The organism is Pseudomonas sp. JC1203, assembly GCF_056175065.1.
Genome location: NZ_JBWCAM010000010.1, coordinates 161,459 through 180,923, shown reverse-complemented (window position 1 = coordinate 180,923; position 19,465 = coordinate 161,459). Strand labels below are relative to the sequence as shown.

At 63.2% G+C, this 19,465-nt stretch carries 13 protein-coding genes; 12 read left to right on the top strand and 1 reads right to left on the bottom strand.

Translation table 11 applies throughout. The features are described 5' to 3' along the window. Nucleotides 1–161 precede the first annotated feature (161 nt). Together rpmE and AC0SZ7_RS16825 are read left to right on the top strand one after the other, a co-directional pair. Nucleotides 162–380, top strand: coding sequence for a 50S ribosomal protein L31 (gene rpmE, locus AC0SZ7_RS16830; protein WP_158154476.1), 219 nt, complete (start codon nucleotides 162–164; stop codon nucleotides 378–380). A gap of 257 nt (nucleotides 381–637) precedes the next feature. Continuing rightward, nucleotides 638–1,906 (top strand): malic enzyme-like NAD(P)-binding protein, encoded by a 1,269-nt coding sequence (locus tag AC0SZ7_RS16825; protein ID WP_475505431.1) that lies wholly within the window; start codon nucleotides 638–640, stop codon nucleotides 1,904–1,906. Nucleotides 1,907–2,108: 202 nt separating this feature from the next. Here AC0SZ7_RS16825 and AC0SZ7_RS16820 read toward each other — a convergent pair whose 3' ends face one another. Beyond that, nucleotides 2,109–4,541: a penicillin-binding protein 1A gene (locus AC0SZ7_RS16820; protein WP_475505430.1), complete on the bottom strand. Its 2,433-nt coding sequence runs from the start codon at nucleotides 4,539–4,541 to the stop codon at nucleotides 2,109–2,111. Between the two features lie 182 nt (nucleotides 4,542–4,723). Between AC0SZ7_RS16820 and AC0SZ7_RS16815 the strand changes: the two genes are divergently transcribed. From AC0SZ7_RS16815 to AC0SZ7_RS16770, 10 genes are all read left to right on the top strand, one after another. Further along, the gene (locus tag AC0SZ7_RS16815) at nucleotides 4,724–5,788 is read left to right on the top strand and encodes a pilus assembly protein PilM (RefSeq protein ID WP_416422055.1); all 1,065 of its coding nucleotides are present in this window, start codon (nucleotides 4,724–4,726) and stop codon (nucleotides 5,786–5,788) included. Then, nucleotides 5,788–6,360, top strand: coding sequence for a PilN domain-containing protein (locus AC0SZ7_RS16810; RefSeq protein WP_475505429.1), 573 nt, complete (start codon nucleotides 5,788–5,790; stop codon nucleotides 6,358–6,360). Before AC0SZ7_RS16815 ends, AC0SZ7_RS16810 begins: the two co-directional genes overlap by 1 nt. After that, a complete protein-coding gene (gene pilO / locus AC0SZ7_RS16805; RefSeq protein ID WP_475505428.1) occupies nucleotides 6,357–7,016 on the top strand; it encodes a type 4a pilus biogenesis protein PilO in 660 nt (219 codons plus the stop codon). The genes AC0SZ7_RS16810 and pilO overlap by 4 nt, the downstream gene beginning before the upstream one ends. Next, nucleotides 7,013–7,537, top strand: a complete 525-nt coding sequence (pilP, locus tag AC0SZ7_RS16800) for a type 4a pilus biogenesis lipoprotein PilP (RefSeq protein WP_475505427.1) — start codon at nucleotides 7,013–7,015, stop codon at nucleotides 7,535–7,537. Before pilO ends, pilP begins: the two co-directional genes overlap by 4 nt. A gap of 36 nt (nucleotides 7,538–7,573) precedes the next feature. Further along, nucleotides 7,574–9,658: a type IV pilus secretin PilQ gene (locus tag AC0SZ7_RS16795; RefSeq protein ID WP_475505426.1), complete on the top strand. Its 2,085-nt coding sequence runs from the start codon at nucleotides 7,574–7,576 to the stop codon at nucleotides 9,656–9,658. 4 nt (nucleotides 9,659–9,662) lie between these two features. Continuing rightward, nucleotides 9,663–10,181, top strand: coding sequence for a shikimate kinase AroK (gene aroK, locus AC0SZ7_RS16790; protein ID WP_416422060.1), 519 nt, complete (start codon nucleotides 9,663–9,665; stop codon nucleotides 10,179–10,181). A gap of 131 nt (nucleotides 10,182–10,312) precedes the next feature. Continuing rightward, nucleotides 10,313–11,410 carry a 3-dehydroquinate synthase gene (gene aroB, locus AC0SZ7_RS16785; protein WP_475505425.1) on the top strand — a complete coding sequence of 366 codons (1,098 nt, stop codon included), beginning with the start codon at nucleotides 10,313–10,315 and terminating at the stop codon, nucleotides 11,408–11,410. Nucleotides 11,411–11,425: 15 nt separating this feature from the next. Further along, nucleotides 11,426–13,048: an AAA family ATPase gene (locus AC0SZ7_RS16780; protein ID WP_475505424.1), complete on the top strand. Its 1,623-nt coding sequence runs from the start codon at nucleotides 11,426–11,428 to the stop codon at nucleotides 13,046–13,048. Nucleotides 13,049–13,444: 396 nt separating this feature from the next. Further along, nucleotides 13,445–17,893, top strand: a complete 4,449-nt coding sequence (gene gltB, locus AC0SZ7_RS16775; RefSeq protein WP_475505423.1) for a glutamate synthase large subunit — start codon at nucleotides 13,445–13,447, stop codon at nucleotides 17,891–17,893. A gap of 32 nt (nucleotides 17,894–17,925) precedes the next feature. After that, nucleotides 17,926–19,344: an FAD-dependent oxidoreductase gene (locus tag AC0SZ7_RS16770; RefSeq protein ID WP_475505422.1), complete on the top strand. Its 1,419-nt coding sequence runs from the start codon at nucleotides 17,926–17,928 to the stop codon at nucleotides 19,342–19,344. Nucleotides 19,345–19,465: the final 121 nt, after the last annotated feature.

The following is a 19,465-nucleotide window of genomic DNA, read 5'->3' as shown; positions in this document are numbered from 1 at the left end:
TCTCTGAAGTGGGGGTGAATGCAGGGGCGCAGCCTACCAGACGACAGTCGGTGCAAGCGATAACTTGCGTGTTTGACAAGGTCTGATAAGATACGCGGCCTAATTACGTGCGGTATTCAACAATGGTGTTGGATGGCGGCACGCAGCCTGAGGAAGTGACCATGAAACCAGAAATTCATCCAGCGTACGAAGCCGTTGACGCCACCTGCAGCTGCGGCAACGTCATCAAGACCCGTTCGACTCTGTGCAAGCCACTGAGCCTGGACGTTTGCTCCGAATGCCACCCGTTCTACACCGGTAAGCAGAAAACTCTGGACACCGGCGGCCGTGTTGACCGCTTCCAGAAGCGTTTCGGCGGTTTCGGCGCTCGCAAGGTTTGATCTAACGATCGAGCTGGTAAAGAAAGGTGTCCTTCGGGGCACCTTTTTTTTGCCTGATTTTTGAACAATAGATGCGACAAATTGTTCACATAAATTAAATTAATTGTAGACACTCGCAAGCCCCGCCAACCGTGGCCCTGCGGCCAAAGTCCAATAGCCAGGCGCCTAAACCAAGTGACCGGGCAGTCTTGTCGCCTGTTTGCAGGGCGAGTATCCTCGGCGCTTCTAAAAGTCCATAGCACAAGCGGAACGCCAAAATGTCAGATTTGAAAACTGCCGCTCTCGAGTACCATGCCCAGCCGCGTCCTGGGAAACTGAGTGTCGAGCTCACCAAACCTACCGCCACCGCCCGTGACCTGTCGCTGGCCTACAGCCCGGGTGTGGCCGAGCCGGTTCGCGAAATCGGTCGCGACCCAGAGCTGGCCTACAAGTACACCGGCAAGGGCAACCTGGTAGCAGTCATTTCCGACGGTACCGCCATTCTCGGCCTGGGTAACCTGGGCCCACTGGCTTCCAAGCCAGTAATGGAAGGCAAGGGCGTTCTGTTCAAGCGTTTCGCCGGCATCGACGTATTCGACATCGAAGTCGACTCCGAAAGCCCGCAAGCCTTCATCGACACCGTCAAGCGTATCTCCATCACCTTCGGTGGCATCAACCTGGAAGACATCAAGGCACCTGAGTGCTTCGAGATCGAGCGCGCGCTGATCGAGCAGTGCGACATCCCGGTGTTCCACGATGACCAGCACGGCACCGCCATCGTTACCGCGGCCGGCATGATCAACGCCCTGGAAATCGCCGGCAAGACCCTGGAAGACGCGAAGATCGTCTGCCTGGGCGCTGGCGCCGCCGCCATCTCCTGCATGAAGCTGCTGGTTAGCATGGGTGCCAAGGTCGAGAACATCTTCATGATCGACCGTACCGGCGTGATCCACGCTGGCCGTGACGACCTGAACCAGTACAAGGCGGTGTTCGCCCACGCCACCGAGAAGCGCACCCTGGACGACGCCATCGAAGGCGCAGACGTGTTCGTCGGCCTGTCGGGCCCGAACCTGCTGACCGCCGAGCAGCTGAAGCGCATGGCCGCCAACCCGATCGTGTTCGCCTGCTCGAACCCCGACCCGGAAATCTCGCCAGAGCTGGCCCACGCCACCCGCAACGACGTGATCATGGCCACTGGCCGTTCGGACTACCCGAACCAGGTCAACAACGTGCTGGGCTTCCCGTTCATCTTCCGTGGTGCCCTGGACGTACGCGCCAAGCGCATTAACGAAGAAATGAAGATCGCCGCCGCCAACGCCCTGCGCGAACTGGCCAAGCTGCCAGTGCCTCAGGAAGTGTGCGACGCTTACGGCGGCATCTCCCTGGAATTCGGCCGTGAGTACATCATTCCGAAGCCAATGGATGCCCGCCTGATCACTGTCATCTCCGACGCCGTGGCCAAGGCCGCCATCGAGACTGGCGTGGCTACCCTGCCGTACCCGAAGAACTACCCGCTGAAAAGCGTGGATGACGTGTTCAACGGCTGATAGCAGCTGGTAATAAAAAAGCCCGACTCATTGAGTCGGGCTTTTTTATTGGTGCGGTGATGAGAGGGCGGGACGGGGGGGGGGGGGGGGGGGGGGGGGGGGGGGGGGGGGGGGGGGGGGGGGGGGGGGGGGGGGGGGGCGGGGCCCCCGGCCGCGGGCCCGCGCTGGGGGCCCCCCGGCCCCCACGGCCGCGTCATGGCCGTCAGAACAGGTCGATAGGCGCCGACTCGTCCGCTGGCAGCGGGCTGCCAGGGGCGCTGCCATTGCCCAGCTCGTTGACCGACGGTGGCGTGTCCTCGCTCTTGAACAGCTCGAAGTAGGCGTTCGGCGTGCTCGGGGCTGCCGCGCGGCCACTGACCGGGTCTACCCGCAGGCTGACGATGCCTTCCGGCTCGGCCTGGGTGTGGGCTGGCTTGTCCTTCAGCGCGGCGGCCATGTAGTCCATCCAGATAGGCAGCGCCACGGTGCCGCCGAACTCGCGACGGCCCAGGCTTTCAGGCTGGTCGAAGCCGGTCCACACGGTGGTCATGTAGTCGGCGTTGTAGCCCGAGAACCACGCGTCCTTGGAGTCGTTGGTGGTACCGGTCTTGCCGGCCAGGTCGCTGCGGCCCAGGGCCATGGCGCGGCGGCCGGTGCCCTTCTTGATCACGTCCTCGAGCATGCTGTTGAGGATGAAGGTGGTACGGCCGTCGACCACCCGCGTGGCCACGGCTGGCGCCTCGGTGAGGGCCGGGCTGCTGGCGTCGGTGATCAGCGAATGCTCGGGCGCGGCAACGCCAGGCGCGGTGGCTGCGGCGCGAGCGTCGGCCGGCACGCTGGGCGGGTTGGCGACGAACAGGGTGTCGCCGTTGCGGCTCTCGATCTTCTGGATCAGGTACGGCGAGATCTTGTAGCCGCCGTTGGCGAAGGTGCTCCAGCCCGTGGCGATCTCGATAGGCGTGAGGGTGGCGGTACCCAGGGCCAGCGACAGGTTCGGCGGCAGGTCCTGCTTGTTGAAGCCGAAGCGGGTGATGTAGTCGATGGTCGGGTTCACGCCCAGCGCCTGCAGCACGCGGATCGACACCAGGTTGCGCGACTTGTACAGCGCTTCGCGCAGGCGGATGGGGCCCAGGAAGGTGTTGGTGTCGTTCTTCGGCCGCCAGACGTTGTCCATGTTGGCGTCGGCGAACACGATAGGCGCATCGTTCACCAGGGTGGCCGGGGTGTAGCCGTTGTCCAGTGCCGCGCAATAGATGAACGGCTTGAAGCTGGAGCCCGGCTGGCGCTTGGCCTGCACGGCGCGGTTGTAGTTGCTCTGCTCGAAGGCGAAGCCGCCCACCAGCGCGCGAATGGCGCCGTTCTGCGGGTCAAGCGACACCAGCGCGCTTTGCACCGTAGGCACCTGGCTGAATTTCAGCGTGCCATCAGGCTGCGCCTGCACGCGAATCAGGTCGCCCACCTGGGCCACGTCCGAAGGTTGTGCGGGGGCACGGCCCTGGCTGTTGGTGTTGAGGAAGGGGCGGGCCCACTTCATGGTGTCCCAGGCTACGTGCTGCTGCTCGCCGTTGCGGTTCAGCACGCTCAGGCCACCCTTGTCGACCTGGGTGACGATCACCGGGTCCAGGCCATTGAGTGGGCGCTGCTTGGTGAGTTCCTGCAGCCAGGCGTCACGGGTCTTGCCCGGCAGGCGCGATTCAGGGCCGCGGTAGCCGTGGCGCTGGTCGTATTCGATCAGGCCGGCGGCAACGGCGGCGTTGGCGTCTTCCTGCAGGTTGCTGGGCACCGTGGTGGTCACGCGGAAACCTTCGGTGTAGGCGTCGCTGCCATAGCGGCCAACCATCTCGGCGCGGGCCATCTCGGCGATCCATGGCGCGTTCACTTCCGGGGTAGGCACGTGGTAGCTGGCGTTGATCGGCTCGGCCAGGGCGGTCTGGTACTCGTCCTCGGTGATCTTGCCCAGTTTGTACATGCGGCCCAGGATCCAGTCGCGGCGCTCCTTGGCGCGCACCGGGTTGGCCAGCGGGTTGAAGCGCGACGGCGCCTTGGGCAGGCCGGCGATCATGGCCATCTGCGCCAGGCTGATGTCGCGGATCGACTTGCCGTAATACACCTGCGACGCGGCATCGATACCGTAGGCGCGGTTGCCCAGGTAGATCTTGTTCACGTACAGCTCAAGAATTTCATCCTTGGTCAGCTGGCGTTCGATCTGCAGGGCCAACAGAATTTCTGTGGCCTTGCGGGAGAAGCTACGCTCACTGCTGAGGAAGTAGTTCTTGGCCACCTGCATGGTGATGGTGCTACCGCCCGTCTGAATGTGGCCGCTGCTGAACAGCTGGCCAGCGGCGCGCATCAGGCTGCTGGGGTCCACGCCATAGTGGTTGGCGAAGTTGTCGTCTTCCGCCGACAGCAGCGCTTGGATGAAGTGCGGCGGAATTTCGGCGAATTTGATCGGAGAGCGGCGCATTTCGCCAAATTCAGCGATCAGCTTGTTGTCGCTGCTGTACACCCGCAGCGGTATCTGCAGCTGCACCGACTTCAGTGCGTCCACAGACGGCAGGCTAGGGCTAAGGTACAGGTAGGCACCGCTCAGGCCGAGCAGCAGGCCACAGAAAACGGCGACGAAGGACCACCAGAAAAACTTCAGCAGGCGTATCAAGGCTTTTGGATTTCCAGATAAAAGAATGGGTTACGCGCAAGGCACGGCGACAAGGGCAAAAGTGCTGGGCATTATAAGCATTTTTAGACACAGAGCGTTATTTGCGCTTCTGTCAAGACTGCTATTAAATGCTTCGTACTATAAGTGGTCCGTAAGTCACGGATAATGATAGGGAATCGGGCGTGCTTGGACTCTTCGGCAAGAAAGCTAATTCGCTTTTGGGGATCGACATCAGCTCGACATCGGTGAAGCTTCTGGAGCTCAGTCGCTCCGGCAACCGGTTCCGAGTCGAAGCCTACGCGGTTGAGCCCCTCCCGGCCAACGCGGTGGTGGAAAAGAACATCGCGGAGCTGGAAGGCGTCGGCCAGGCCCTGTCACGCGTGCTGGTCAAGGCCCGCACCAGTGCCAAGACCGTGGCCGTGGCGGTCGCCGGCTCTGCCGTCATCACCAAGACCATCGAGATGGACGCTGCGCTTTCCGAAGATGAAATGGAAAACCAGCTCAAGGTCGAGGCCGACCAATACATTCCCTACCCGCTGGAAGAGGTCGCCATCGACTTCGAGGTGCAGGGCTATTCGGCGCGCAACCCCGAGCGGGTGGACGTGCTGTTGGCCGCCTGCCGCAAGGAAAACGTCGAAGTGCGCGAGGCGGCCCTGGCCCTGGCCGGCCTGACCGCGCGCGTGGTCGACGTGGAAGCCTACGCCCTGGAGCGTGCCTTCGGCCTGCTGGAGCCCACGCTGATGGAAGGCGAAGGCCCGCTGACCGTGGCCGTGGTCGATATCGGCGCCACCATGACCACCCTCAGCGTGCTGCATAACGGCCGCATCATCTACACCCGTGAACAACTGTTCGGCGGCCGCCAGCTGACCGAAGAGATCCAGCGCCGCTACGGCCTGTCCATGGAAGAAGCGGGCCTTGCCAAGAAGCAGGGCGGCCTGCCCGACGACTACGTGGCCGAGGTGCTGCAGCCGTTCAAGGACGCCGTGGTGCAGCAGGTCTCGCGCTCGCTGCAGTTCTTCTTCGCGGCCGGCCAGCACAACGATGTCGACTACATCCTGCTGGCCGGCGGCACCGCCTCCATTTCCGGGCTCGACCAACTTATCCAGCAGCGCCTGGGCACCCCGGCCATGGTCGCCAACCCCTTTGCCGACATGGCCCTGAGCAGCAAGGTCAACGCCGGCGCCCTGGCCAGTGATGCGCCAGCGCTGATGATTGCCTGTGGCCTGGCGTTGAGGAGTTTTGACTGATGGCGCGCATCAACCTGCTGCCGTGGCGCGAACAGCTGCGCGAAGAACGCAAGAAACGCTTCCTGCTGGCCCTGGCCGGCGTGGTGGTGGGCGGCATCGGCATCATATTGCTGGCGGACCAGTACTACAGCCACGCCATCGACCAGCAGAACGCCCGCAATGCCTACATCCAGACGCAGATCACCGCTTTGGACGAGCGCATCAAGCAGATCGCCGAGCTGAAGGCGCGGCGCAAGCAGCTGGTCGAGCGCATGAAGATCATCCAGGACCTGCAGGCCAACCGCCCGATCATCGGCCACCTGTTCGACCAGTTGGCGCGTACCGTGCCGGACGGCGTGTATTTCACCGACGTGAAGATGACCGACAAGGTCATTGCCGTGTCTGGCTCGGCCGAATCCAACAATCGTGTATCAGACCTGATGCGCAACATGGAAGCCTCGCCATGGATGTCGGCGCCCAGCCTGACTGAAGTCAAGGCCAGGCAAGCTGCTGACCAGCAGCAGAACAACAGCAACAACTTCCAGCTGACGGTGCGTCAGACCCTTCCGACCCCCGAGGAGAATGCAAAATGAATGTCTCCGAATGGCTGGAAGGCTTGCGCAAGATCAACTTCAGCGAACTGGATTTCAACAACCTGGGCTCCTGGCCGCCGGCGATGAAGGGCATTGCCGGGGTGCTGTTGATGGTGTTGATCCTGGCCCTTGGCTACAACTTCCACGTCAGCGACATGGGTGACGAGCTGGAGCGTGCACAGGCGCAGGAACAGACCCTGAAGGACCAGTACGCCAGCAAGGCGTTCCAGGCCGCGAACCTTGAGGCCTACACCCAGCAGATGAAGGAAATGGAGATTTCCTTTGGCGCCATGTTGCGCCAGCTGCCCAGCGACACCGAGGTGCCTGGGCTGCTGGAAGACATTACCCGTACCGGCCTGGGCAGTGGCCTGGAGTTCGAGGAAATCAAGCTGCTGCCCGAAGTTACCCAGCAGTTCTATGTCGAGTTGCCTATCCAGATCACCGTGACTGGCAACTACCACGACCTGGGCACCTTCGTCAGCGGCGTCTCCAGCCTGCCGCGCATCGTTACCCTGCATGACTTCGAGGTGAAGCCTGTGGTGGACGGCAACACCACGTTGCTGCGCATGAACATTCTGGCCAAGACCTACCGTTACCACGACAGCGACAAGGACAAGGGGCCTGGGCCGGCCCAGGACAAGGGAGCGGCCAAATGAGGGCAGTGTGCAGCCTTGTGCTGATCGGTTGCATGGCCCTGCTTGCGGGCTGCGGCAACGGCGATTTCGACGATTTGAAAGCCTACATGGATGGCGTCAACGCCCGGCCGAAGGGGGCTATCGAGCCGATCCCCAAGTTCGCGCCCTACGAGCCGTTTACCTACCAGGCCTCGGCCTTGCGCAGCCCGTTCCAGCCGCCGGTCAAGATCGACCTGGCGCACCGGCAGAAGGGCGCCAGGCAGGTTAAGCCGGATCTCACGCGGGTGAAGCAGTTCCTGGAAGGCTTCAACATCGAACAATTTGAAATGGTCGGCACGCTGGCCAACGAAACCGGCAAGTTCGCCCTGATGAAGGGCGCCGGCGGGGTTTACCGCATGAAGGTGGGCGACTACCTGGGCCGCAACGAAGGGCGAATCGTGTCGATCACCGATTCGCAGGTCGACGTGGTCGAGATTGTCCCCGATGGCGAGGGCGGCTGGCTGGAACGGCCGCGCACCATCACTTTGAAAGAACGCTCATAACGGGCCTGGTCACGCACGCATAGTGGAAAATCGATAATGAATAGGATGCTTTCAGCCCTTGGTCTTTCGCTATGGATAGCGCTGCTTTCGCCTGCCTTGATGGCGGCCACCCTGAAAACACTGGATGTAGCGGCGTTGCCAGGGGACCGGGTGGAGCTAAAGCTGACCTTTGACGCCCCCGTGCCTGCCCCGCGTGGCTATACCACCGACCAGCCGGCGCGCATTGCCCTGGACCTGCCCGGTGTAACCAATGGCCTGGCCACCAAGACCCGCGACCTGGGCGTGGGCAACGCCCGCAGCGTGACCGTGGTGGAGGCCAAGGACCGCACCCGGCTGATCGTCAACCTCACCAACCTTGCGCCCTACGGTACCCGCGTGGAAGGCAACAACCTGTTCGTGATGATCGGCCAGGGCGCCAGCAGTCTCGTCGGCGGCAGCACCGCGCCAGCCCCGGCAGCCGCCCCGCAGGGTGCATTGCCGCGCGCTGCGGTCGCCAGTGCCGCGCCGTCGCGCCCGGTGTACGCGCAGCCCGCTGGCCGCGCCATCCGCAACGTCGACTTCCAGCGCGGCGAGCAGGGTGAAGGCAATGTCGTGCTCGACCTCAGCGACCCGAGCATCAGCCCCGACATTCAGGAACAGGGCAACAAGATCGTCCTGACTTTCCCCAAGACCCAGCTGCCTGACCCGCTGCGCGTGCGCCTGGACGTCAAGGATTTCGCCACCCCCGTGCAGTTCGTCAACTCCACGGCCTCGGCTGACACCGCCACCGTGACCATCGAACCGGGCGGCACCTTCGACTACTCAGTGTTCCAGACCGACAACAAACTGACCGTCAGCGTGCGCCAGGTCACCGCCGAGGACATTGCCCGCAAGAACGCCGACCGCTTCGTGTACACCGGGCAGAAGCTGTCGCTGAACTTCCAGGACATTGACGTGCGTTCGGTGCTGCAGCTGATCGCCGACTTCACCAACCTCAATCTGGTGGCCAGTGACACCGTGCAGGGTGGCATCACCCTGCGGCTGCAGAACGTGCCGTGGGACCAGGCACTGGACCTGGTGCTGAAAACCAAGAACCTCGACAAGCGCAAGGTCGGCAACGTGCTGCTGGTGGCGCCAGCGGCGGAAATCGCCGCCCGCGAGCGTCAGGAGCTGGAGTCGCAGAAGCAGATCGAAGAGCTGGCGCCGCTGCGCCGCGAGTTGCTGCAGGTGAACTACGCCAAGGCTGCCGACATCGCCAAGCTGTTCCAGTCGGTGACCAACTCCAAGACCAAGACCGACGAACGTGGCTCGATCACCGTCGATGACCGCACCAACAACATCATCGCCTACCAGACCCAGGACCGCCTGGACGAGTTGCGCCGCATCGTCGCCCAGCTGGACATTCCGGTGCGCCAGGTGATGATCGAGGCGCGCATCGTCGAAGCCAACGTCAACTACGACAAGAGCCTGGGCGTGAGCTGGAGCGGCGCGACCAACGGTTCGGGCAACAGCAAGTGGACCGTGGCCGGCACCCAGACCACCAGCACCAACACCTTCGTCGACCTGGGCGCCACCAGTGCCACCTCCGGCATCGGCCTGGGCTATGTGTCCAACAACCTGACCCTGGACCTGCAGCTCAGCGCCATGGAAGCCACCGGCAACGGCGAGGTGGTGTCGCAGCCCAAGGTGGTGACCTCGGACAAGGAAACCGCCCGCATCATCAAGGGCACCGAGGTGCCGTACCAGGAATCCTCGTCCAGCGGCGCCACTTCGGTGTCGTTCAAGGAGGCTTCGCTGTCGCTGGAGGTGACCCCGCAGATCACCCCCGACAACCGCATCATTATGGATGTGAAGGTCAACAAGGATGAGCCCGACTATGCCAACGAGCTCAATGGCGTGCCGCCAATCAAGAAGAACGAGGTGAAGGCCAAGGTCCTCGTCAATGATGGCGAAACAGTGGTAATTGGCGGTGTTTTCTCCAATACCCAAACTAAAACGACAGACAAGGTGCCATTTCTCGGTGATGTGCCGTATCTTGGCCGCCTGTTTCGATCGGATACCGTGTCTGAGGCAAAAACCGAGCTGTTGGTCTTCCTCACTCCGCGTATCATGAATAACCAGGCGATTGCTGTGAGTCGTTGATTCTGTGCGAAATTTGATACTTGTTGGGCCAATGGGTGCCGGTAAGAGCACCATTGGTCGATTGCTGGCCAAAGAGCTCCGGTTACCGTTCAAGGATTCCGACAAGGAAATTGAACTGCGCACGGGCGCGAACATTCCTTGGATCTTCGATCAAGAAGGCGAAGCCGGTTTCCGTGACCGCGAGCAGGCCATGCTGGCCGAGCTGTGCGGCTACGACGGGCTGGTGCTGGCCACCGGTGGCGGTGCGGTCATGCGCGGTGAAAACCGCCAGGCCCTGCACGCTGGCGGCCGCGTGGTCTACCTGCATGCCTCGGTTGAGCAGCAGGTAGGGCGCACCGCCCGCGACCGCAACCGGCCCCTGCTGCGCACCGCCGATCCGGCCGGCACGTTGCGGGCGCTACTGGCCGTGCGCGACCCGCTTTACCGGGAAATTGCCGACCTGATCGTGGAAACCGACGAGCGGCCGCCACGCATGGTGGTGCTCGACATTCTCGAGCGCCTGGCGCAGTTGCCGCCCCGCTGACGCGAATCGTCATGGAGTGCCTGCGCAAATGCGCTATTCTCGGCATCGCCCCGGCTTGCCAGCCAGGGTGCATGTCGACAAATAATAAATCCTGAGACAGGGCGACGGGCCCGGCTTCACTGTGGGGAAACATGCAGACAATCAAGGTCGAACTGGGTGAGCGCAGCTACCCGATCTACATTGGCGAAGGCCTGCTGGGCCAACCCGAGTTGCTGGCACCGCACATTGCCGGTCGTCAGGTGGCCATCGTCACCAACGAGACCGTCGGCCCCCTCTACCTGGAACAACTGAGCCGCGCCCTGGGCGCCTACTCGGTGGCCTCCGTGGTCTTGCCCGATGGCGAGGCCTACAAGAATTGGGAAACCCTGCAGCTCATCTTCGATGGCCTGCTGACCGCCCGTCATGACCGCCGCACCACCATCATCGCCCTTGGCGGCGGCGTGGTAGGCGACATGGCCGGTTTTGCCGCCGCCTGCTACCAGCGCGGTGTCGATTTCATCCAGGTGCCAACCACGCTGCTGTCCCAGGTCGATTCGTCGGTGGGCGGCAAGACCGGCATCAACCACCCGCTGGGCAAGAACATGGTCGGCGCCTTCTACCAGCCCAACGCCGTGATCATCGACACCGCCAGCCTCAAGAGCCTGCCGGCGCGCGAGCTGTCGGCGGGCCTGGCCGAGGTGATCAAGTACGGCCTGATCTGCGACGAGCCGTTCCTGGGCTGGCTGGAAGACAATATCGACGCCCTGCGCGCCGTCGACCAGACCGCCCTGACCTACGCCATCAAGCGCTCCTGCGAGGCCAAGGCCGAGGTGGTGAATGCCGACGAACGGGAAACCGGCGTGCGCGCCACCCTGAACCTGGGCCACACCTTCGGCCACGCCATCGAGACCCAGATGGGCTACGGTGTGTGGCTGCACGGTGAAGCCGTGGCCGCCGGTACCGTCATGGCCCTGGAAATGTCCATGCGCCTGGGCTGGATCAGCCAGCAGGCCCGCGACCGCGGTATCCGCCTGATGCAGCGTGCCGGCCTGCCGGTGGTGCCGCCAGCGGACATGACCCCCGCACAGTTCCTCCAGCATATGGCCGTCGACAAGAAAGTGATCGATGGCCGCATGCGCCTGGTGTTGTTGCGTCACCTTGGCGAAGCCGTGGTGACCGACGATTATCCGACTGAAGTTCTACAAGCCACGCTGGCGGCGGATTACCGCGCCATCGCGGCTTCGCTTTGAGGTTAAGAGAGTTCGATGACACTGCACGCCGATGAGGCCTTTCTGGGCCACTACCAACTGGACCATGACCCCTTTGCGGCCCGTGTGCCGGGCTTCAAGTTCTTCCCTGCCCAGCGCAAGCCGGTGCTGGGGCAGCTGCACCACCTGGCGCGCTACAGCCAGCTGCTGCTGGTAGTTACCGGCCCCGAGGGCAGCGGCAAGACCCTGCTGCGCCAGGCCCTGGTGGCCAGCACCAACAAGCAGTCGGTGCAGAGCGTGGTGGTGTCGGCCCGTGGCGCCAGCGACGCCGCCGGCGTGCTCGCTCAGGTGGCGCAGCACCTGAACCTGGCCAAGGCCGATACCCAGGCCATCCTGGCGCAGGTGGTGCAACTGGCACTGACCGGCCAGGAGGTATACCTGCTGGTGGACGATGCGGAACAACTTGACGAATCCGCACTCGAAGCCCTGCTGACGTTGGCAGCCGGTACCCCGGAAGGCCGCCCCCACGTGTTCCTGTTCGGCGAGGCGTCGGTGATCGACGGGCTGGAACAGCTGAGCGCCGAGCAGGAGCTGTTCCACGTTATCGAGCTGCAACCGTACAGCGTCGAGGAAACCCGCGAGTACCTGGCCCAGCGTCTGGAAGGGGCAGGGCAGGGGATCCAACTCTTTACCAATGATCAGATTGCCGACATTCACGAAAATTCCGAAGGCTGGCCCGGCGCAATCAACCAGGCCGCCCGTGATGCAATGATCGAGGCCATGATCGCTAGCCGCTCGGCGGTGAAGCGTCCATCTATGGGGTTCAAAATGCCGAAAAAACACGTACTGGCACTGACCGGGGTTGTGGTGATCGCCGTGGCTGCGGCCGCCTTGCTGCCGGGCCGCAAGTCCGCCAACGCGCCTACCGCGCCGGCTACCGAACAGGCGCAGTTGCCGCTGGGCCAGGGCACGCCGGGCAACGCCCAGCCAAACCAGGACGGCAGCAACGCCGCCATCGAATTCGCCGGCAACTCCAAACCCATGCCACTGCCGCTGGTCGGCCAGTCGCAGCCGGTGATGCGCGGCCCGCTGGCCGAAGCCGCAGGTTCGGGTGATGGCGAGGAAACCACGCCAATCGCCCACGGCTCCTCGGCGCCGCCCACCGTGACCACCACCGCGCCGCCACCTGGCGTGCCTGCAGGCCCTGCGGCCACGCCAGTGCCGGTGCCAACCCCCGCGCCTGCCGCCCCTGTGGCCGCCGCACGCCCGGCACCTGCCCCTGCGCCCGTACACAAGGCGCCTGTACAGGTGGCTACCGCGAAGCCCGAGCACAAGGCCGTCGAGAAGAAACCCGAGCCTGTGGCCGCTGCCAAGCCAGCCGCCGGTGGCGCTGGTGCTGGCTGGTACAAGGGCCAGGCTGCTGGCAACTACGTGGTGCAGATCCTGGGCACCAGCAGCGAAGCCACTGCGCAGAACTACGTGAAAGAGCAGGGCGGCGAGTACCGCTACTTCAAGAAAACCCTGCAGGGCAAACCCCTGTACGTGATCACTTACGGCAGCTTCAGCAACCGCGATGCAGCGGTTGCGGCAATCAAGAACTTGCCAGCGAAGGTCCAGGCTGGTAAACCTTGGCCTAGAAGTGTCGCCAGCGTCCAACAAGACCTGGCATCGACGCGCTGAATGCCGCAAGCCCTGACCCGATAGCGGTCGGGGCCTTGTCCGGTGGCACCATCCCCGCCACCTCGCTGAGCGTCTCCTGATACGACCCCAAGCCTGCTGCGCATAACGCGGCAGGCTTTTGTGTCCCAGACTGTCTGTGGGTACCCCCATTGCAGTCCAGGCTGATAAGCTTCAGACTCAAGCATCGTTGCTACCACAACACCTTGCTTAAAACTTATAGAATTGCGACATGATTTTGTGCGGAGTCGCCGCGCAAATTTGTGGGCGACCCTGTCGCTGTGTACAATGACCTCCCTTTTGCCCCTGCAAAGCTGGCGTACGTTCGGCGCGGTTGGTAAGCGGTTGAATTGAAAAGAAATTTGTCCCCATAGGGGGCAGCCTGGTGAGAAAGTGTCTATGAAAACAGGTCTGTACCAACCCGATGAATTCAAGGACAACTGTGGCTTTGGGCTGATTGCCCATATGACCGGCGAACCCAGTCACCACCTGTTGCAAACGGCCATCGAAGCCCTGACCTGCATGACCCACCGCGGTGGGATCAACGCCGACGGCAAGACCGGTGACGGTTGCGGTCTGCTCATGCAGAAGCCCGATCAATTCCTGCGCGCCGTCGCCCAGGAAACCTTCGGCGTGGAGCTGCCCAAACAGTACGCCGTGGGCATGGTGTTCCTGAACAAGGACGACGCCCGCGCCGAAGCCGCTCGCGAGAACATGAACCGCGAGATCCTGGCAGCCGGCTTGAACCTGATCGGCTGGCGCCAAGTGCCTATCGACACCAGCGTGCTCGGCCGCCTGGCCCTGGAGCGCCTGCCCAAGATCGAACAGGTGTTCATCGGTGGTGAAGGCCTGAGCGACCAGGAATTCGCGATCAAGCTGTTCAGCGCCCGTCGTCGCTCGTCCGTGGCCAACGCCGCCGACACCGACCACTACATCTGCAGCTTCTCGCACAAGACCATCATCTACAAAGGCCTGATGATGCCGGCGGACTTCACCGCCTTCTTCCCGGACATGAGCGACGAGCGCCTGAAGACCGCCATCGCGGTGTTCCACCAGCGCTTCTCCACCAACACGCTGCCGAAGTGGCCGTTGGCGCAGCCGTTCCGTTTCCTCGCCCACAACGGCGAGATCAACACCATCACCGGCAACCGCAACTGGGCCCAGGCCCGTCGCACCAAGTTCGCCAACGACCTGATCCCGGACCTGGAAGAACTGGGCCCGCTGGTCAACCGCGTGGGTTCCGACTCCTCCAGCATGGACAACATGCTGGAGCTGATGGTCACCGGCGGCATCGACCTGTTCCGTGGCGTGCGCATGCTGATTCCGCCAGCCTGGCAGAACGTCGAGACCATGGACCCCGACCTGCGGGCGTTCTATGAGTACAACTCCATGCACATGGAGCCGTGGGACGGCCCGGCCGGCGTGGTACTGACCGAAGGTCGCCATGCTGTCTGCCTGCTGGACCGCAACGGCCTGCGCCCGGCGCGCTGGGTGACCACCAAGAACGGTTACATCACCCTGGCGTCGGAAATCGGCGTGTGGAACTACAAGCCTGAAGACGTCGTGGCCAAGGGCCGCGTCGGCCCGGGCCAGATCTTCGCCGTGGACACCGAAACCGGCCAGATCCTCGACACCGATGCAATCGACAACCGCCTGAAGTCGCGCCACCCCTACAAGCAGTGGCTGCGCAAGAGCGCCCTGCGCATCCAGGCCACCATGGAAGACAACGACCACGGGTCGTCCTTCTATAACCCCGAGCAGCTCAAGCAGTACATGAAGATGTACCAGGTCACCTTCGAGGAGCGTGACCAGGTGCTGCGCCCGCTGGGCGAGCAGGGCTACGAGGCCGTGGGTTCCATGGGCGACGACACGCCCATGGCGGTGCTGAGCCAGCGCGTGCGCACCCCGTACGACTATTTCCGCCAGCAGTTCGCGCAGGTTACCAACCCGCCGATCGACCCGCTGCGCGAAGCCATCGTGATGTCCCTGGAGATCTGCCTGGGCGCCGAGCGCAACATCTTCCAGGAGTCGCCTGAGCACGCTTCGCGCGTGATCCTCAGCTCGCCGGTCATTTCGCCGGCCAAGTGGCGCTCGCTGATGAACCTCGACCTGCCAGGCTTCGAGCGGCAGATCATCGACCTGAACTACGACGAGAGCGTTGGCCTGGAAGCGGCCGTGCGCAACATCGCCGACCAGGCCGAAGAAGCCGTGCGTGCCGGCCACACCCAGATCGTGCTGAGCGACCGCCACATTGCCCCGGGCAAGCTGCCGGTACACGCCTCGCTGGCCACCGGCGCGGTGCACCACCGCCTGACCGAGAAAGGCCTGCGTTGCGACAGCAACATCCTCGTCGAGACCGCCACCGCGCGTGACCCGCACCACTTCGCCGTGCTGATCGGCTTCGGCGCCTCGGCGGTGTACCCGTTCCTGGCCTACGAAGTGCTGGGCGACCTGATCCGTACCGGTGAAGTGCTGGGCGACCTCTACGAGGTGTTCAAGAACTACCGCAAGGGCATCACCAAGGGCCTGCTGAAGATCCTGTCGAAGATGGGCATCTCCACCGTGGCTTCGTACCGTGGTGCGCAACTGTTCGAAGCCATCGGCCTGTCCGAGGAAGTCTGCAACCTCAGCTTCCGTGGCGTGCCAAGCCGCATCAAGGGCGCGCGTTTCGTCGACATCGAAGCCGAACAGAAAGCCCTGTCCGTCGAAGCCTGGAGCGCGCGCAAGCCTATCCAGCAAGGCGGCCTGCTGAAGTTCGTGCACGGTGGCGAATACCACGCCTACAACCCTGACGTGGTCAACACCCTGCAAGCCGCCGTGCAGCAGGGCGACTACGCCAAGTTCAAGGAATACACCGCGCTGGTGGACAACCGCCCGGTGTCGATGATCCGCGACCTGTTCAAGGTCAAGGAGCTGGACAGCCCGCTGTCGATCGACGAGATCGAACCGCTGGAAGCCATCCTGCAACGTTTCGACTCGGCGGGTATCTCGCTGGGTGCGCTGTCGCCCGAGGCTCACGAAGCCCTGGCCGAGGCCATGAACCGTCTGGGCGCACGCTCCAACTCCGGTGAAGGCGGCGAAGACCCGGCGCGCTACGGCACCATCCGCAGCTCCAAGATCAAGCAGGTTGCCACCGGCCGTTTCGGTGTTACCCCTGAATACCTGGTCAACGCCGAAGTGCTGCAGATCAAGGTAGCCCAAGGCGCCAAGCCAGGTGAGGGTGGCCAGCTGCCAGGCGGCAAGGTCAACGGCCTGATCGCCAAGCTGCGCTACGCGGTTCCGGGCGTGACCCTGATTTCGCCACCGCCGCACCACGACATCTACTCCATCGAAGACTTGTCGCAGCTGATCTTTGACCTGAAACAGGTCAACCCGGCCGCACTGGTTTCCGTGAAGCTGGTGGCCGAGGCAGGCGTTGGCACCATCGCCGCCGGCGTGGCCAAGGCCTACGCCGACCTGATCACCATTTCCGGCTACGACGGCGGTACCGGTGCCTCGCCACTGACCTCCATCAAGTACGCCGGTGCACCGTGGGAGCTGGGCCTGGCCGAGACCCACCAGACCCTGCGCGGCAACGACCTGCGCGGCAAGGTGCGGGTACAGACCGACGGCGGCCTGAAAACCGGCCTGGACGTCATCAAGGCAGCCATCCTGGGCGCCGAGAGCTTCGGCTTCGGTACCGCCCCGATGATCGCCCTGGGCTGCAAATACCTGCGCATCTGCCACCTGAACAACTGCGCCACCGGCGTAGCTACCCAGAATGACAAGCTGCGCAAGGACCACTACATCGGCACCGTCGACATGGTCATCAACTTCTTCACCTACGTGGCTGAAGAAACCCGTGAGTGGCTGGCCAAGCTGGGCGTGCGCTCGCTGGGCGAGCTGATCGGGCGTACCGACCTGCTCGAAGTGCTGGAAGGCCAGACCGCCAAGCAGAACCACCTGGACCTGACCCCGTTGCTGGGCAGCTCGCACATTCCGGCCGACAAGCCGCAGTTCTGCGAAGTGGACCGCAACCCGCCGTTCGACCAGGGCCTTTTGGCCGAGCAAATGGTGGAACTGGCCAAGGGCGCCATCGCCGCCAAGTCCGGCGGCGATTACAGCCTGGACATCTGCAACTGCGACCGTTCGATCGGTGCACGTATCTCGGGTGAAATTGCCCGTGCCTACGGCAACCAGGGCATGGCCAACGCGCCTGTGACCTTCCGCTTCAACGGCACCGCGGGCCAGAGCTTCGGCGTGTGGAACGCCGGTGGCTTGAACATGTACCTGGAAGGCGACGCCAACGACTACGTCGGCAAGGGCATGACCGGCGGCAAGCTGGTGATCGTTCCGCCAAAAGGCAGCCCGTTCAAGACCCAGGACAGCGCCATCATCGGCAACACCTGCCTGTACGGCGCCACTGGCGGCAAGCTGTTCGCCGCCGGCACCGCGGGCGAGCGCTTCGCCGTGCGTAACTCCGGTGCCCACACCGTGGTGGAAGGCACTGGCGATCACTGCTGCGAATACATGACCGGTGGTTTTGTCTGCGTGTTGGGCAAGACCGGCTACAACTTCGGCTCCGGGATGACCGGTGGTTTCGCCTACGTGCTGGACCTGGACAACAGCTTCGTTGACCGCGTCAACCACGAACTGGTCGAAATCCAGCGCATCAGCGGCGAAGCGATGGAGGCCTACCGTAGCCACATCGAACGCGTGCTGGCCGAATACGTGGCAGAAACCGATAGCGAGTGGGGCCGGAATGTCTGGGAAAACCTGGACGACTACCTGCGCCGTTTCTGGTTGGTGAAGCCCAAGGCTGCCAGCTTGAAATCGCTGCTTACCAGCACCCGTGCCAACCCGCAGTGATATGCGCCTGAAGAAGTTGATGAGGTTTTAAAATGGCTGAACGTCTGAATAATGACTTCCAGTTCATCGAGGTCGGGCGCAAGGATCCGAAGAAGAAACTGTTGCGTCAGCGCAAGAAAGAGTTCGTGGAAATCTACGAACCCTTCAAACCCCAGCAGTCGGCCGACCAGGCCCACCGCTGCCTGGGTTGCGGTAACCCGTACTGCGAATGGAAGTGCCCGGTGCACAACTTCATTCCCAACTGGCTGAAGCTGGTGGCGGAGGGCAACATCCTCGCCGCCGCCGAGCTGTCGCACCAGACCAACACCCTGCCCGAAGTGTGCGGCCGGGTGTGCCCGCAAGATCGTCTGTGCGAGGGTGCCTGCACCCTCAACGACGGCTTCGGCGCGGTGACCATCGGTTCGGTGGAGAAGTACATCACCGACACCGCGTTCGCCATGGGCTGGCGCCCGGACATGTCCAAGGTCAAGCCGACCGGCAAGCGCGTCGCCATCATTGGTGCCGGCCCTGCCGGCCTGGGCTGCGCCGACGTGCTGGTGCGCGGTGGCGTGACCCCGGTGGTGTTCGACAAGAACCCGGAAATCGGTGGCCTGCTGACCTTCGGCATCCCCGAGTTCAAGCTGGAAAAGACCGTGCTCAGCAACCGCCGCGAAGTCTTCACCGGCATGGGCATCGAGTTCCGCCTGAACACCGAGGTGGGCAAGGACGTGACCATGGAGCAACTGCTCGAAGAATACGATGCCGTATTCATGGGCATGGGCACCTACACCTACATGAAGGGCGGCTTCCCGGGCGAAGACCTGCCGGGCGTACATGACGCGCTGGACTTCCTGATCGCCAACGTCAACCGCAACCTGGGCTTTGAAAAATCGCCGGAAGATTTCGTCGACATGAAGGCCAAGAAGGTCGTGGTACTGGGCGGCGGCGACACCGCGATGGACTGCAACCGCACCTCCATCCGCCAAGGCGCCAAGGCCGTTACCTGTGCCTACCGTCGTGACGAAGCGAACATGCCGGGCTCGCGCAAAGAGGTGAAGAACGCCAAGGAAGAAGGCGTGAAGTTCCTCTACAACCGCCAGCCCATCGCCATTGTCGGTGAAGACAAGGTGGAAGGCGTGAAGGTGGTCGAGACCCGTCTCGGCGAGCCTGACGCCCGTGGCCGCCGCAGCCCCGAGCCGATCCCGGGTTCCGAAGAGATCATCCCGGCTGACGCGGTGGTCATCGCTTTCGGCTTCCGTCCAAGCCCGGCGCCGTGGTTCGAGCAGTTCAGCATCCAGACCGACAGCCAGGGCCGCGTTGTTGCGCCGGAACAGGGCAAGTACAAGCACCAGACCAGCAACCCGAAGATCTTCGCCGGTGGCGACATGGTGCGCGGTTCTGACCTGGTGGTGACGGCGATCTTCGAAGGCCGCAACGCCGCCGAAGGGATCCTGGATTACCTGGAAGTCTAAGCCCATCTGAAACTGGCCGGCTCCTGTGGGAGCTGGCTTGCCAGCGAGTTGTTGAGGCCCTGAAAAGCTCGCCGGCAAGCCAGCTCCCACGGTTGTTTGTGATGCCGGTGGGTTGTGGCAA

Bases quoted from the DNA above. Each gene is read 5' to 3' on its own strand.
- pilO (WP_475505428.1), top strand. From the start codon at position 6,357: ATGAATGTCTCCGAATGGCTGGAAGGCTTGCGCAAGATCAACTTCAGC.
- AC0SZ7_RS16825 (WP_475505431.1), top strand. From the start codon at position 638: ATGTCAGATTTGAAAACTGCCGCTCTCGAGTACCATGCCCAGCCGCGT.
- gltB (WP_475505423.1), top strand. From the start codon at position 13,445: ATGAAAACAGGTCTGTACCAACCCGATGAATTCAAGGACAACTGTGGC.
- pilP (WP_475505427.1), top strand. From the start codon at position 7,013: ATGAGGGCAGTGTGCAGCCTTGTGCTGATCGGTTGCATGGCCCTGCTT.
- AC0SZ7_RS16795 (WP_475505426.1), top strand. From the start codon at position 7,574: ATGAATAGGATGCTTTCAGCCCTTGGTCTTTCGCTATGGATAGCGCTG.
- AC0SZ7_RS16810 (WP_475505429.1), top strand. From the start codon at position 5,788: ATGGCGCGCATCAACCTGCTGCCGTGGCGCGAACAGCTGCGCGAAGAA.
- AC0SZ7_RS16780 (WP_475505424.1), top strand. From the start codon at position 11,426: ATGACACTGCACGCCGATGAGGCCTTTCTGGGCCACTACCAACTGGAC.
- aroB (WP_475505425.1), top strand. From the start codon at position 10,313: ATGCAGACAATCAAGGTCGAACTGGGTGAGCGCAGCTACCCGATCTAC.
- rpmE (WP_158154476.1), top strand. From the start codon at position 162: ATGAAACCAGAAATTCATCCAGCGTACGAAGCCGTTGACGCCACCTGC.
- AC0SZ7_RS16770 (WP_475505422.1), top strand. From the start codon at position 17,926: ATGGCTGAACGTCTGAATAATGACTTCCAGTTCATCGAGGTCGGGCGC.